Origin of the sequence: Cyclobacterium lianum, from assembly GCF_900143075.1 — a bacterium.
Lineage (GTDB): Bacteria > Bacteroidota > Bacteroidia > Cytophagales > Cyclobacteriaceae > Cyclobacterium > Cyclobacterium lianum.
The window spans coordinates 155,089-170,807 of record NZ_FRCY01000009.1; the positions used below are offsets into that span (position 1 = coordinate 155,089).

Here is a 15,719-nt window from a genome sequence, read left to right on the forward strand (position 1 = left end):
AATTTTACCAACATGTTGCTTCTGGCGAATAATGGTAGAGGTGTTAGTTGCATCTCTATCCCGTACGCAGCATGTTTATTTCCAGACCCATTCATATTGACACATGCATATAAATAGGACATGCTTTTGTTCGCCCATATTTATTGTCCTTATTGGGTTAATGCTGCATTTTGGAAAGTCCGTTAAAAACTCATGGAAAAAAGTAGCGAGAACGAGTTATATCGTTTTTCGCATCCCTGACCCAACGGATACCAGTATATATCTCGCAGATCCGAGCATTTTTTACCATGAAGGCAGCTACTACTTGTATGGTACAAGTGGAATGAATGCCGATTTGGGATTTGAAGTGTATGTTTCAAAAGATTTGGAAAAGTGGGAAAAACCCAAAGGTGCACATGATGGATATGCCCTAAAGCGCGAAGATGTTTTTGGAGACAAAGGATTTTGGGCACCACAGGTAGTTGAAAAGAATGGCCGTTTTTACATGGCTTATACTGCGAATGAAAATATCGCCATTGCGGAAGCTGCTCATCCCCTGGGGCCATTCGAGCAATCAGAAAAAGTACCTTTAGCAGCCTCTGTAAAACAAATAGATCCTTTTATTTTTAAGGATGATAATCGCAAATATTACCTTTATCATGTCAGGTTGATGGACGGAAACAGGCTTTTTGTGGCAGAGCTCGCCCCCGACTTTTCCAGGATCAAAAAGGAAACCCTGACCCAGTGTATCGTGGCTGAAGAAGGTTGGGAAAATACCCAAAATGAAGCATGGCCCGTCGCTGAAGGGCCTACTATCATCAAGCATAAAGAGTTGTATTATTTTCTTTATTCTGCGAATGACTTCCGAAACCCTGATTACGCAGTAGGTTATGCCGTAAGTGGTAGCCCCTATGGCCCCTGGAATAAACACAGGGGTAATCCCATCTTAAGCAGAGAAATGACGGGGCATAATGGAACAGGGCATGGAGATGTATTTTATGACAAAGAGGGGAAATTACACTATGTCATGCATACCCATTTTGGCCCGGATGCTGTAGCTCCCAGGCGAACGGCACTGGTTAGTTTGGAGATGGTACCTGCTATAGGGCAAAAAGCAGAAAAGTTAAACCATGTAACCGGGAGTTTTCACTTTCTTAAAAAAACTGAAAAATAGTACTCCATGATTGGGTCCAATAAAATTTTATTAGGAAATGCCGGTTCAGTAAATGTGTCGAATTTGTTAAGGGCTATTGCAGTGACCATTTTGGTTATCGTATTTGGCTGTAGCGGATTTTCTCAGGAGGCCACATTTACCAACCCAATTCGCGATGGAGCAGATCCCTGGGTTTTCCAAAAAGGAGAAAATTACTATTACTGTGCCTCTTCAGCGGGAGGGATCGCAATTTCCAGGTCTGCAAAACTTACTGACCATGGTACCTTCCAAAAGGTATGGGATGCGCCAGATCAGGGATGGAATTCGGCCAATATCTGGGCACCGGAACTCCACTTTATTGATGGGCATTGGTATATCTATTATGCTGCCGGGAAAAAGAAGGGAGGCCCTTTTATCCACCAGAAATCAGGAGTATTAAAATCCGAGGGAGAGGATCCTTTTGGTTCCTATGAAGATATGGGGATGCTTTATACCGGGGATGATATTACTGATCCGGAATCTGCAAAATGGGCCATTGACCTCAGTCCGTTTGAACATAAGGGGCAACTATATGCCATTTGGTCGGGCTGGGAGGAAGACAGCGATACTGACCGCACACCCCAGCATCTTTACATTGCCAGAATGAGTGATCCGGTCACCATCAGCAGCAACCGGGTGAAACTTTCCTCTCCGGAGGAAAAATGGGAAACCGGCGGAGAGTTGGATTTGAATGAAGGCCCGCAGGTTTTGAAGCAAAAAAAGCAGACATTTATCATTTATTCAACCAGGGAGTCCTGGCTAAAGGACTACCGCCTCGGACAATTGAGGTTAAAGGATCCGGAAGCAGATCCTATGCTGCCGGAAAATTGGGAAAAGAGTGGCCCTGTCTTCTCCGGAAGCGCTAAGGTACATGGCGTGGGGCATTGTAGTTTTGCCAAATCCCCTGACGGATCCGAGCATTGGATACTCTATCATTCCAAAAAGACCACAGAACCTGGTTGGGATCGGGATATCCGGCTGCAACCTTTCCACTGGCAGGAGGATGGTAGTCCTTTTTTTGGTACACCCAAATCTGCAGGTGTACCTCTGAACGTACCATCCGGTGAAAAATAAACAAATCCGTAACCCTAGTACACTTATGAAAACCATTATCTACGCCATCCTGTACCTTGCTGCTGTAACAGCATGTAAGCAAGACAAAGCCAAAGGCAAGCTGGCAGTTGAAGAAAATAATGTTCCGGAAAACATAATCAATCCGGTACTCCCCGGGGACCGGCCCGATCCTACGGTCATTCAGATCGGAGAGGAATTTTATGCTTCCACCACCTCCAATGAATGGGCACCTCTTTTCCCCATTTATAAATCTACCGACTTGCAGGAATGGGAATTGGTCAATTATGTATTTCCGGATGGTGCACCAGACTGGGCAAAAAACAACTTCTGGGCGCCTGAACTTGCATATGATGAAGCCCAGGGGAAAATATATGTCTACTATACAGCAAGGGACAAGAGCAGTAACCGGCTGAGTGTGGCTGTAGCCAGTGCAAGTTCACCAAGCGGCATATTTGAAGATCATGGACCTTTGGTGGCCCAGGAGTTTGGCTCCATTGATGCTTACGAGGTTCGGGATGATGATGGTGAGATCTATGTATTATGGAAGGAGGATGGAAACAGCAAAGGATTGCCTACACCTATTTGGGCACAGCAAATCAATGAACAGCGGACCCGTTTGATGGGGCAGCCGGTGGAACTTTTCAGGAATGACCGGCCCTGGGAAAAAAACCTGGTAGAAGGGGTGAGTGTATTTAAAGAAAACGGGTATTTCTATGCTACTTATTCTGCAGGAGCCTGTTGCGATAAAGCATGCAATTACCAGACAGGGGTGGCCAGATCAAAAGAATTATTGGGACCCTGGGAAAAATATCCTGGCAACCCCATATTGGCAGACAATGATGACTGGCACTGTGCGGGGCATGGGACGGTGGTAAAAAACGGTGCTGATTATTTCATGCTTTACCATGCGTATAATGCTGAGGGCTCAGTATACGTCGGCAGGGAAGGGGTTCTCGAAAAAATGGTTTGGACAGATGATCAGTGGCCGGTGTTCGAAAATGAGGCTACCTATAGCCGGGAGAAAGGAATGATTGACTTTAAAGATACTTTTGAGGATGGATTAGATCCCTTATGGCAATGGAGAGTAACTCAGGATATCAAGTTTGATACCGGTGAGAATGGGCTGTTGCTAAGGGCATCCGAGGAAAATCAAAATATGGGTAGTTTGCTTGTTCAGAGTACCAAATCCACCAATTATGAGCTGGAAAGTACCATCAATATGGACAGCACAGATGCCAAAGGAGGGCTGTTATTGGTAGGTGCAGCCAATAATGGTTTTGGTGCTCCGATAGCCGGGATGGGAATAGCTGTACATGGGGGAGGTTTGGAATTGTTTGAAATAAGGGATCAAAAGGAGGCAATACTCTCACGGCAGGAAATGGGACTCTCCAGAAAAATTTCGATTAAGATGCGGGTAACAGACGGCCATCGGCTAGGTTTTGCGTTTAAAAAGGAAGGCCAGCCCTGGGAATCATTCGATGATGAGGCGGATGCCAGCCACCTGGTGCCCTGGGGAATGGGATTCCGGCTGGGTATGTTCGCGAAGGGACAGGAAGATCAGGCCGTGAATTTCGTCCATACCACAATAACTAACCGCTAATAGGCAGTTTTCGGAAATTGAACACAACTGAATTTTTTCAGAACACAATAGTGTTTAATCAGGACAGGGCAGAGCCCTTACCTGGAATTCGACCTGATCTGATAATAAATATGATTTTTCCGAGACCTAACCTTATAAACGTATCCCCTCGAACTGGCATAGGGTCAAAGCCGGTTTTCATTGACGTTCCTAATTCGAATTCAGTTTTATAACCGTTTCCTACTGAAAGCAGGCTATTTGGGCTTTATCTGTAAGGGTATTTACCAGGAAGAGCGTATGGATCATTTGGGTGTCCATCCGGATACAGTGATCTGTAATTACGTGGTTCCGAGCGGAGATTCCGCAAAAGCCCGAGCCGCACCCGAAACGATGTAATTTTCGGATCCATCAAACAACCCTGATAGAAAATTTCTTAGTAAAACATGCCAATAGACATTTCGGGGGGGGCGCGAAAGCAAAAAAAATCCGGACTGTATATCAGCCCGGATTTTTTATTTTACATGGTTTCCTTTATTCCACGATAAGTTTGATCTTCTTGATCCAGGCTCTCCCGTCGGAAACCGTTAGTACGTATACGCCGGACCTTAATCCCTGAAGCGGAATCGTATAAGTACCAAAGCCGTCACCAGCAGTTTTGGGATCAATGCTTTTTACCATCGCGCCGGAGGTGCTTTGCAGGTAGATCTCACTGATCACAACATCCTCTCCCAGCCTTAGTTTGGTCTGATGAGTGGCCGGATTTGGATAAACCCTGGTTTCTGAGATACCGCTTGCCCCTGCCTCCATCTTTTCTGAAGGCTGGGTTGGTTCTGCAGAAGCAAGTCTCATATTTGAGGCAGTGTAAACTCCTTCCGGAATGATGGCTATTCCCGATACTGTCGCATTATCAGCGATTGCAGACATGGTAATATCGAGAATACCGTCTTCTACTTTGATGGATCTGAATGTCAGCGCTGTAGGATTATTGTTGTTTTCCTTATAGATGTCAAAATTGGATTTCACCCTTTTCTCTTCGATATCGATATTGAAGACCCGGTTGCCTGATCGGGCCGCAGGTCCGTATGATCCAAACCAAAGTTCATTGTGGTACGTGACGACAGTATATGTACCGTTTTGAATCGGAATATTGTAGCTCAGATTTAGGGAATACCGCTCCGTGAGGAACATCTTTGACCCATTGACATTATAATTGAAATTGGTTTTGGATGTGCCTGGATAACTGGTCTTGCGATCTCCCAAAAAAGTCTGGTTATCGTAGTCAGCATCATCATAGCTTCCCGCGTTCAGGAAAATAGCCTTTTGACTTGGTTTTGTCCCTGGAGATGGAGTATATCCGTTCACTTTCGCAATCGCAATACCTGAAATGGTTGCATTGTCTCTGCTGGCATTCAAATCCAGATTCAGGGTACCATCGGTCACTACAATGTTATCGAACGTAAACACCGTTGGGGAATTTCCTTTTTCTGTGAAAATATCAAAATTATCTTTCTTTAGTTCTTTTTCAATAGAAATATCGAATACCCTGTTACCCGATTTGGCTGAAGGGCCAAAAGAGCCGAACCACAATTCATTGTGATAAGTTTTGACCTGGTAGGTGCCGTTTTCAACAGGGATGCTGATGCTCATGTTTTTCGCATATCTTTCGGTCTGAAATATTGGATCCCCCGATACCGTCAGATTAGAATTGGCTGTTTCGCTGGTGAGATAACTTGTTTGATAATCAGAAACAAATGTTTTGCCTTCATGTAAAACATCCTCTCTACTTCCGGCATTGATCAGCAAGTAATCGGAATATCCTGCTTTTTCATCCTCACCAGACGCAGGCATTCCGTTAGTGAATTCAGAGGGGATGTCGATTGGATTTTTACTGATGACGATACCGGAAATGGTTGCATTGTCTGCTGATGCGGTGAAATCCAGATTCAATACACCATCAGTTACATTTATCCCGGAGAATGCAAGTACCATTGGCTGGTTTTTATTTTCCCGGTAAAGGTCAAAATTTTCCTTTACTCTATCATTTTCCAGCGAGATGTCAAATACACGTTGCCCCGCCTTTCCTGCAGGTCCTTCTTGTCCAAACCACAGCTCATTGTGAAATGTGTACACATGGTAGGTGCCATTTGTGACCGGTATATCGTAGGATAGATTTGAGCCAAATCTTTCGGTTTGGAAGAGTGCATAAGCGCTGGCATCGGGCGCCGCATGTACTTTTGAACTGCTGTAGAAATTGTTGTTTTGGTTTTCTCCAGAAAAGTTGATTCCATTAAAATCAGTATCCGCGCCGGTACCGGCATTGATAAAATAGTTAGTTTCTGTCTTCGCGTCGGAGGAGGAAGAGCCTGGCGCATTGATCTTCAATGCAACGACAGAAGAAGAAGCTTCCTGCCCATTATCGGCAACGGCCACGGCGGTGATGTTATAGCTGCCTGCGGCTGCGTTTTTCCAGGCAAAGGTGAAGGGAGTAGTTGTACTGGAACCCAGTTTTACAGATCCGTTGTAAAAATCTACCTGGCTGATTTCCCCCTCGGAAATGGATGCTTCAGCCTCCAGCAAAATGGTTTCTCCCTGGCTGGAGCTTGTGTTTTTTTCCGGTTTCACCAATGTAACGGTTGGACTTTCTAATTCATTTTCTATGACTCCGCTACCACTTTTCAATAGCAATATGGAGGAATAAGGTTCAATGCTAAGAGTATTTGAGAGGTACTGATGGAGAAGTCCTACAAAACCTCCAGATGTAGAAAAGTTGCGCTTTTGACGGCTTGGGTTTTTTTCGAAAAGCACCTTATTTTCAGGTTCTATGACATTTGCATCTACTTCATAAAACTCCAGATTATCCATCCATAATTCGCCACTTTCTCCGGTACCGATTGCCATAACCAGCCGTGCACCGTCCATATCTGCCAACGACTTGATGAGCACTTCATGTTCGCCCCTTTGCCAGTCGACTCCGACCTTATGTTTATTTGAAAGGGTATACCAGGGAGAGCTACCCTGCCGCAGATAAAAAGAAAGTGGGATGTTTTTATTGGCCACGGCATCAAACTTCAGCAAGTATTTTTTACCTTTTTTTAGGGAGCCAATGCTGATTGAAGTCTGGCTAACACCTTTTGTTTTGATCTTTAGCGTACCCCCATCCAGCTTGCCTTTGTCCCAGGAAGTACTGCAATCCGAACAGCTCACATAATTCACGTTGCCGTTAAAGGAGCCATTCGAAATTCGGTTTGAACCGACCTTCTTTTTGACCTGATAAAGGTCGTCCAGTTGTCTGCCGGTTTTGGAACTCCAATCCTTGTTATACATCCGTTGCCATCCTCTCAGATCAAAAAACTTTCTGGCTTCGTTGCTCGAGTTTGCATTGTAACGTACAGCAAACCGAAAATTATCAGAGAATGGAGCGGAATATTCATTGTGATTGAAGTTAGCCAGATCCGCTACATCATCGAAAAGGGTGTATATGTATACAAAATTCTGTGAAGCATCTTTCGCCAGTAATTTATTGTTTTCAATTCTGGTATTGGCAAGAGGATTTCCCATCAGATCGTTTCTCAGGAAAATGAGATTTTCGGAATCATATATGGTATTATTAGTGACCCTGATGTTGTCAGTATTGTGGAGATAAATTCCTTTTGAAGTAATATGGGCCACAGTATTGCCCGAAACTTCTACATCAGTCACATTATCATCAAGATAGATGCCCTCTGCCTGTGGTTTGTCTACAAAATTTTTGATTGTTGTACCTTCCTTAACGCCAATACCGTTTACAATGATATTGTTAGTGATTTTCCGGTTTTTGAAATTATCATATTTCTGCTGATAGGTATATATTCCGGCTCCATCGTTTTTTGTTAGACAAAATCCATCAATATAATTTGATTTGACCTGCGTATCATTCCCGCCAAACCTTATACCGACATATCCTGTTTGCTTGATTTCGTTGTACTCGATTAAATTGGCGTCGCCTGTAGAATAAATACCAAGACCTACGTTGTCCCCACTTCTACCGTGACCAGGAAAGAGGTAGGTATCAAATATTTTGTTTCCCCGGACCACGGCACCATCAGAAATTTTTATATTCATGCCAACATTATTGGCATTTTTAACTTCGGAGTTCTCTACAATCAAATTGTTCACGCCAGCCAGATAAAGGCCATCTTCCCCCGAGTTTTCGATGATACAATTTGAGATTTTGATATCACTCCCGCCTTCAAATTGGAATGCATTTCGATTGGCGCCTTTAAAGTGAAGGTTCTCAAAATTGATGTGTCTCGCTGATCCGGTGCTACGTACAATGAAATTGAAGGTACTGACCTCCACCTTAGTGCCGCTGGGATATCCCCCAAAGTAAACCCTTAATTTTCTTTGGGAGGTATCGTAATACCACTCGCCATACCTGTCCAAAGTTCTCGGGTGATCCTGAATAAAGTATCCATATCCAGGCTTCGGGTCATAGGAGGTGTCTGGGTTTGATGCATAATTTAAAGTATTCCCTGAATGGGAAGTTATCCTGTGCCGGTCTGTAATCCAGTACACTTTTCTCAAAACTACCTCTCCCCCTGTCCAGTTTGTGCCGGATGACAACTGGTAATCGGTAATAGCACGATTGCCCGCGTGGGATTCATAGGTCAGGTAGCCTTTGTTTGCAGTATTGGAATTCGGATATCTTCCCATTTCCTGAGGATTACCGTCAATGGCAACCATATTTACTTTATGGCTGGGAAGCCGGCTGTGGCCGGCCTCATATACTCCGTTTCCGACAGATTGCCAGTTTGAAAGGGTCACAAATGAAGTAATTATCGGTTCTGGCCCTGAGCCATAAGCGCCAAAAGTGATTGGGGCACCCGACCGTCCCGATTCATTGATCAAAATCGAACCATAAAAAACATCTCCTCTTCGAAAATAAATTTTGTCTCCGGGCTTTAAACCAGGGATGATGGCATTAAGTTTGTCAATAGTTTTCCACGGAGTGTTTGCATTCTGGGCTTGGGATGAGCTTCTGGAATCATCACCTGTTTCGCTGGAGAAATAGTAATTGGCCGCGTGGATATCAAGGCCAGATAACATTAAGATGCAACACAGGATTAGCTTGGATAAAACTGTATTCATTGAAAATTAATTTGGTTGGTGTTAATTTATGTATGGTTTTTTTTACAAATCAAGACCACTGTAAGCCCGGCTCTTTTTGCCAGGGCATACCCCTATCAGGTAGTTTGAAATAGTACATCAAACCCGTCAAAAATCTCCCCTGCTGATTGTAATTATTTACTACTCGAAACTAAGCTTTTTGGTAATTCAATGGGTAATTAAGTTGGTTGCTTATGAGTTTCAGTAATCTAAATTTCATGCCAAATGTAAGCAAAGTTTTTTTGCCTCTTCCCCGGATTATAACGAGCAGTCTGCTCAAAGCCGCCAAAACAACCACTTACAAATTTTGCATGTAATTTTCAGTATATAATATTAATAAAAATGTATTTAAAATACTATCATTGGCGAAATAAAAACTAGACTATGTTATTTTTATATCTTAAGAGTTGAAAAATACGTAATGTCGTAAAGGAATGGTGCCCCAAAGTGTATAAATATTACACAATTTTTGCAAATCTTCATAAATCTATGAGATCACCGATCGCCAAATCACCTTCATTCAGTGCGATCAGGTTCTGACCAAAAAATATCTTGTTTTCCTTTCTTCTGTAACGGGCCAATGTATGTAAAGGTTCTTTACCTTTCCTGCCCGTATTCTGGTCTACCGTAGTCATGATACATCTGGCACAGGGTTTAGTCACCTTAAAATTCACGGGTCCAATCGAAAACCTATCCCAGGTATCTTCGGCGAAGGCATCAGCCCCGGAGAAAACAATATTCGGACGAAACCTGTCCATGGGGACCGGCGTCTCCAGTCTTCCGTTGAGGTCATCCAGGGAAGATTGTCCGATAATCAAAAAGGGCATGCTATCCGCAAAACCCACATGTTCCCTTCTGAACTGGTATTTTTCCGGGATCCATCGTTTTTCGTTGGCCGGCATTTTTACCAGATGGCATTTCCGGTGAAGAAGATCCGAAAACCATTCGTCTGCTTCCTTTCCTATAAAAGATGCTTCTACCTGATCTTCCCAGATACGCACTTTCCTCCGCTCTCCAGAATCCATTGCCACAGGCAAACGGAGCCTGGTATTTTCGTATTCCCTATGACTCAGCAGCAGGTGGTCTGCTTCCAGTTTTACCTGAAAAAGCGCCATTTCCGGCAAAGTTCTCTGGCTCAGAAATTTGCCCTCACTGTCTACGAGCATCCATTGCCTGTCATACTGAAATCCACTGATTTCTACCCTGCTGCGGGGTATGGAGATACCTGCCAGGGACTTGATGGGAAAGATGTTGATGGAAGTTACTTTCGGGGATGACATTATTTACGAATTTGGGTAAGTTGACCGGTAGTTTTTTGAAAATTAAGTAAAAATGCTGACATATCTAATCGGAAAAATGTCATGTATTATGACAATGTGGCATTAAAATATGCATTCATTTACTTGGCACATTGGTTGTTGGTCTAGTTTCGTAACCAAAATGAAAACGACAAAATAAATATAATTATGGGAAAAATTATTGGTATCGACTTGGGTACGACCAACTCTTGCGTTGCGGTAATGGAAGGTAGCGAGCCCGTGGTCATTCAAAACAGTGAAGGTAGAAGGACTACACCCTCTATCGTGGCATTTTTGGACAACGGAAATGGAGAGAGAAAAGTAGGAGATCCTGCCAAAAGGCAGGCCATTACCAATCCTGCGAATACCATATCCTCTGTAAAAAGATTTATGGGTAAAAAGTTCTCCGAAATTTCGGAGGAAAGAAAGCACGCTTCCTATAAAGTAGATCAGGGAGCCAACGATACTGTAGCCATCAAAATCGGCGATCGTTCGTATACGCCACAGGAGCTTTCGGCAATGATTCTCCAGAAGATGAAATCTACAGCAGAGGATTTTCTGGGGCAGGAAGTAACGGAAGCGGTAATCACCGTGCCTGCATATTTCAATGACTCCGAGCGACAGGCAACCAAAGAAGCCGGACAAATTGCAGGATTGGAAGTGAAAAGAATCATCAATGAGCCTACCGCCGCTGCCCTGGCCTATGGTCTGGACAAGAAAAACAAGGACATGAAGATAGCTGTCTATGACCTTGGTGGTGGTACCTTTGATATCTCCGTATTGGAGTTGGGAGATGGTGTATTTGAGGTGAAATCTACCAATGGGGATGTGCACCTGGGTGGAGACGATTTCGACCAGGTAATCATCAACTGGCTGGCAGATGAATTCAAGGCAGAAGAAGACATTGATCTGAGAAAAGATCCCATGGCGCTTCAAAGGTTGAAGGAAGCAGCTGAAAAGGCCAAAATCGAGCTTTCCAGTTCCTCAGGTACGGAAATCAACTTGCCTTACATCACCGCTACACAATCCGGTCCGAAACACCTGGTAAGGAACCTCTCCAGGTCCAAGTTTGAGCAACTTTCAGACGATCTGGTCAGAAGGTCTATGGATCCGGTGAAAAAAGCCATTTCTGATGCCGGCTTGTCCCCCTCAGACATTGACGAAGTGATCCTCGTCGGAGGTTCTACCAGAATACCTAAAATCCAGGAAGAAGTAGAAAAGTATTTCGGAAAGAAACCTTCTAAAGGTGTTAACCCGGATGAGGTCGTCGCAATAGGTGCAGCCATTCAGGGTGGTGTGCTTACCGGGGAAGTGAAGGACGTATTGCTGCTGGATGTAACACCCCTTTCTCTGGGTATAGAGACCATGGGGGGAGTGTTTACAAAATTGATTGAAGCCAATACCACTATTCCTACGAAGAAATCCGAGGTATTTTCTACAGCGGCGGACAATCAACCCGCAGTGGATATTCATGTACTTCAAGGTGAAAGATCTATGGCCAAGGACAACAGGGCTATTGGCAGGTTTCAGCTCACAGATATTCCGCCAGCACCCCGAGGTGTTCCGCAAATCGAGGTAACCTTTGATATTGATGCAAATGGTATCCTGAATGTATCTGCCAAGGACAAGGGTACAGGAAAAGAGCAGAAAATTAAGATTGAGGCTTCTTCGGGACTCTCTCAGGAGGAAATTGACCGGATGAAGAAGGAAGCAGAGGCAAACGCTGCCACTGATAAGGTCGAAAAAGAAAAGATCGACAAGATCAATCAGGCGGATAGCTTAATTTTCCAGACTGAAAAGCAGTTGAAGGAATTTGGAGACAAGCTCTCTGAAGGCAACAAAACTGCGGTCAATGGTGCGCTGGAAAAACTAAAAGCGGCTCACCAGAGCCAGGATCTGGCAGCTATTGATAAGGGCATGGAAGAACTAAATGCTGCCTGGAGTGCGGCCTCTCAGGAGATGTATAATGCTACTCAGGGTGCAGAAGGTGCAGCCGGCCAGGGAGATCCTACCGGTGGAGCTGCCAGCGGAGCAGGTGATACTGCTTCCGGAGATGGCGTGTCCGATGTGGATTATGAAGAGGTAAATGAAGAAGACAAGAAGTAATTCACATTTAGTCTTAAAAGTAAAATAGAAATGATGGCGTCTTCACCTGGTGGGGATGCCATTATTTTTGCGACAGTAACCCGGAGCCTTATTTGAAATGTAAAAAATATGCAATTGACTTCTGAAAATAAATTAAAAAAATTGATCATCGTTGGGGATCGTTTGCTGATCAAACTCAAAAAGCACGATCAAAAGACATCAAGCGGTCTTTATCTGCCTCCTGGCGTCAGGGAGAAAGAAAAGGTTCAGCAAGGCTACATCATCAAGGCCGGGCCCGGATATCCCATTCCGCTACCGGTGGAGGATGATGAGCCCTGGAAAGATCATGGCGAAAACGTGAAGTATGTTCCCCTGCAAGCCAGGGAGGGTGACCTGGCCGTATTTCTGATGAATGGTGCGTTTGAGGTGATCTACGAGGGCGAAAAATATTACATCGTGCCTCAAAATGCGATTCTGATGTTGGAGCGAGAAGAGGATTTGTAAGTACAGTATAAGCATTTTTGCTGATTAAAGGCCACAGTGGGTATTCCTGCTGTGGCTTTTCTTTTTGATATACAGCCGGTATAGCTGATCGCTGATTATTCTGCCCAGGTGAAGGCCTGAAATCAAACCCTAGTAACATAATCAGTAGGTTTACAACTCCCGAATTACCTAATTTTTAATAATATTCACATAGATAGATTTATTTTTAAGTTAATTCAAATCAAAATAAAAATCGTATATAAATTGATTATGCATTTTGAATATACTGATTAATTTAAAAAAACACTTCTAAAAAGCTGAGTTTTTTCGAAAGTAATAAAATGTATTTCATTTGATTTAAATCTAAAAAATGGCCTTCATATTTAGAAATAATCGTAATAATGGTGTATTAAAGTAAAAAAAATAACCAATAATAATTTTTTTATTGCAAAATTGATAAATATAGGGTAATATTGAAACTCAAAATAACCCCTAGTTATTTTAGAATTAAATTTTGAATCAGTTTCAGTTTAAAAATTAACCTTAATTATCAAAACCATGAGAAAATTTAACATTCCAACTTTATTGAAAAGCTTCATTGCTATTTCATTGTTTTTTGTCTTTGCAGTAAGTACTGCATCAGCACAAAGTGAAACAGACGATAAATTCAGTTACACCATCACAGTAAACTCGGATCAGTTTTTTGGTTTTTACCCGTTTTTTGCCGGATCTTATGCAGTAAGTGAAACCTCTGCCTTCACTTTCTATGGTATTTTGTGGTCTGGTGGTACGGGTGGCAACCAGGGTTCCGGCGGAGGCTGGGGCAACTGGACGGAATTTGGTGTGGGCTATAGTTTTGATGCTGCGGAAGGCCTGAGCATTAACCCACAGATTGGTGTGACCGGCGGAAATTTGCTGTCTTCCGGTACAGCAGGTCCTGGTGTATTTGGGGATGGTCTGGTTCCTAACCTGACCATCGGTCTGGACAAGGCCAAAACCGAAGGCGAAATTTATTTTGGCTTGTACACTCCGTTGAGGGACCTGGCTCCTGCAGATGGAACCACACTTGCGTATATCCACTACTGGGCTAACTTTGGAGTGAAGGCTTCAGATTTCTTTTCTCTGGGATTGCACTATGAGCACCTGATCAATTCCGGCGGCTCCAATGTGGCAGAGTCAACTGATGTTTATCAGTGGTTTGGACCCTACATTCAGTTTTCTGACCCCAATGGAATGGCATTTGCAAGATTATCTGCCGGAGGAGACCTGGTGGAGGGAAATGACTCCTTTTTCAAAGTAACTACCGGTCTTAGCTTCTGAGATCTCTACAGAATTTAAAGAAAATGATAGCGCGGGTAGGCTGTTTTACAGCTTGCCCGCGTTCTTTTTATTAAGCTAGTAACGTCGGCGCTTACAGTAGATCAATCTCCGTATTTTTTCTGCGCATGGTTCCCATGTGATAGAGGGACAGTCTATCGATGCCTCAACGAATAAAGCGCCTATTTTCGCTTTTGTCTAAAAATATTGGGGTATCAGCACGGCTAATCTTCCTACAAAGCCAATCAGCAACACAATCTGGGCCAATGAAGTCAACCTCTGCAGTTGTTTTCATCAGGATGCCATTCAACACGTTGCTAAGATGAAAGCATTTAGAGGGCAAGGAAAATACAAAAAACCTGGTTGAATATTTCCTGAGGTATTTGGCTAAGGTTTAGCCGGATTAATTTCGTGGCATAGACCTTTCTTAATAAAAATATATTATTTGGAGCGGTTTTTTGAAGTGTGCCTTCAGTAGTGCACCGGTGTTTTCATGGATATATTTTTGAAAGCAGGAAAAAAATTCAAAAGTTAAATATCCTGCCAGGATTTGTTAAGGGCCACTTCTTTGGCAAAGTAGGTCAAAATAATTTTGGCACCTGCCCTTTTGATGCTGAGCAGAGATTCCAGCATGGCCCGCTCTCCATCCAGCCAGCCGTTTGCAGCCGAGGCCTTGATCATGGCATATTCCCCACTCACATTGTAGGCAGCAATAGGTATTGGAAATTGCTGGTGTAGCAGTTGGATGATGTCCAGGTAGGCCAAAGCCGGCTTGACCATCAGAAAATCGGCTCCCTCTTCCATGTCCAGTTGGGCTTCAATCAGGGCTTCCTGGCTGTTGGCAGGGTCCATCTGGTAGGTTTTTTTATCCCCTGACTTCGGTGCCGAATCCAGTGCGTCCCGGAAAGGATTGTAGAAAGCGCTGGCATATTTGGCCGTATATGACATGATAGACACTTCCTTGTGGCCATTTTCATCCAGCAACCTTCTCAGATAACCCACCCGGCCGTCCATCATGTCAGAGGGACCAATGATGTCTGCTCCGGCCCTTGCCTGTGCCAAAGTCATCTTACCGAGGATTTCCAGCGTTTCGTCATTCAGGATTTTTCCGTTTTCTACCAATCCGTCATGCCCGTCAGAATTGTAAGGGTCCATGGCCACATCGGTCATGATGCAGGCCTGGGGGAAGGTTTGCTTTATTTTCCGAAGCGCCTTTAAATAAAAGGTATCCTCCCGGTAACTTTCTGTAGCAAAACGGTCTTTTTTGTCTTCGGCATAGGCCGGAAAAATATCAAACGCATTTATGCCCAGGCTCAGACAGTCGTCGATTTCTTCCAGCATCAGGTCCAGTGAATACCTGTAGATGCCCGGCATGGATTTTACTTCCACTTTTTGATTGATGCCATCGATCAGAAAAAGCGGAAAAATAAAGTCTTTCACCGAAAGCCTGGTTTCTTCTACGAGAGAACGGATGGCTGCGGATTTTCTGTTTCTTCTGGGTCTTCTGTTCATAGCCGATATAACTGCGTTGGTGACAAAGGTAGGGGATTTGCCAGCTAATCAGGCC

The 15,719-nt window shown here is 43.8% G+C and carries 9 protein-coding genes; 6 read left to right on the forward strand and 3 right to left on the reverse strand.

Going from position 1 to position 15,719, the window contains the following annotated elements; genetic code table 11:
- Positions 1–160: 160 nt before the first annotated feature.
- Genes BUB19_RS15410 through BUB19_RS15420 form a run of 3 tightly spaced genes read left to right on the forward strand, consistent with a single transcriptional unit; the run spans position 161 to position 3,845 of the window.
- The gene (locus tag BUB19_RS15410; protein WP_073095453.1) at positions 161–1,153 is read left to right on the forward strand and encodes a glycoside hydrolase family 43 protein; all 993 of its coding nucleotides are present in this window, start codon (positions 161–163) and stop codon (positions 1,151–1,153) included.
- Positions 1,154–1,159: 6 nt separating this feature from the next.
- Positions 1,160–2,245, forward strand: coding sequence for a glycoside hydrolase family 43 protein (locus tag BUB19_RS15415; protein WP_073095454.1), 1,086 nt, complete (start codon positions 1,160–1,162; stop codon positions 2,243–2,245).
- Positions 2,246–2,270: 25 nt separating this feature from the next.
- On the forward strand, positions 2,271–3,845 hold the full coding sequence (locus BUB19_RS15420; RefSeq protein WP_073095455.1) for a glycoside hydrolase family 43 protein: 1,575 nt from the start codon (positions 2,271–2,273) through the stop codon (positions 3,843–3,845).
- A gap of 510 nt (positions 3,846–4,355) precedes the next feature.
- Here BUB19_RS15420 and BUB19_RS15425 read toward each other — a convergent pair.
- Together BUB19_RS15425 and BUB19_RS15430 are read right to left on the reverse strand one after the other, a co-directional pair.
- Entirely contained in the window at positions 4,356–8,951 is a 4,596-nt protein-coding gene (locus BUB19_RS15425) for a malectin domain-containing carbohydrate-binding protein (protein ID WP_084097348.1), read from the reverse strand.
- 497 nt (positions 8,952–9,448) lie between these two features.
- Complete coding sequence (locus BUB19_RS15430; RefSeq protein ID WP_073095457.1) at positions 9,449–10,249, reverse strand: MOSC domain-containing protein; 801 nt, start codon at positions 10,247–10,249, stop codon at positions 9,449–9,451.
- A 186-nt stretch (positions 10,250–10,435) separates the two neighbouring features.
- Here BUB19_RS15430 and dnaK point away from each other — a divergent pair, with 186 nt between their 5' ends.
- The 3 genes from dnaK (at position 10,436) to BUB19_RS15445 (ending at position 14,155) form a co-directional block, all read left to right on the forward strand.
- On the forward strand, positions 10,436–12,373 hold the full coding sequence (dnaK, locus tag BUB19_RS15435; RefSeq protein ID WP_073095458.1) for a molecular chaperone DnaK: 1,938 nt from the start codon (positions 10,436–10,438) through the stop codon (positions 12,371–12,373).
- Positions 12,374–12,481: 108 nt separating this feature from the next.
- A complete protein-coding gene (locus BUB19_RS15440) occupies positions 12,482–12,856 on the forward strand; it encodes a co-chaperone GroES (protein ID WP_073095459.1) in 375 nt (124 codons plus the stop codon).
- A gap of 537 nt (positions 12,857–13,393) precedes the next feature.
- A complete protein-coding gene (locus BUB19_RS15445) occupies positions 13,394–14,155 on the forward strand; it encodes a DUF6733 family protein (protein WP_073095460.1) in 762 nt (253 codons plus the stop codon).
- 528 nt (positions 14,156–14,683) lie between these two features.
- Here BUB19_RS15445 and hemB read toward each other — a convergent pair.
- Entirely contained in the window at positions 14,684–15,664 is a 981-nt protein-coding gene (gene hemB / locus BUB19_RS15450) for a porphobilinogen synthase (RefSeq protein WP_073095461.1), read from the reverse strand.
- Positions 15,665–15,719: the final 55 nt, after the last annotated feature.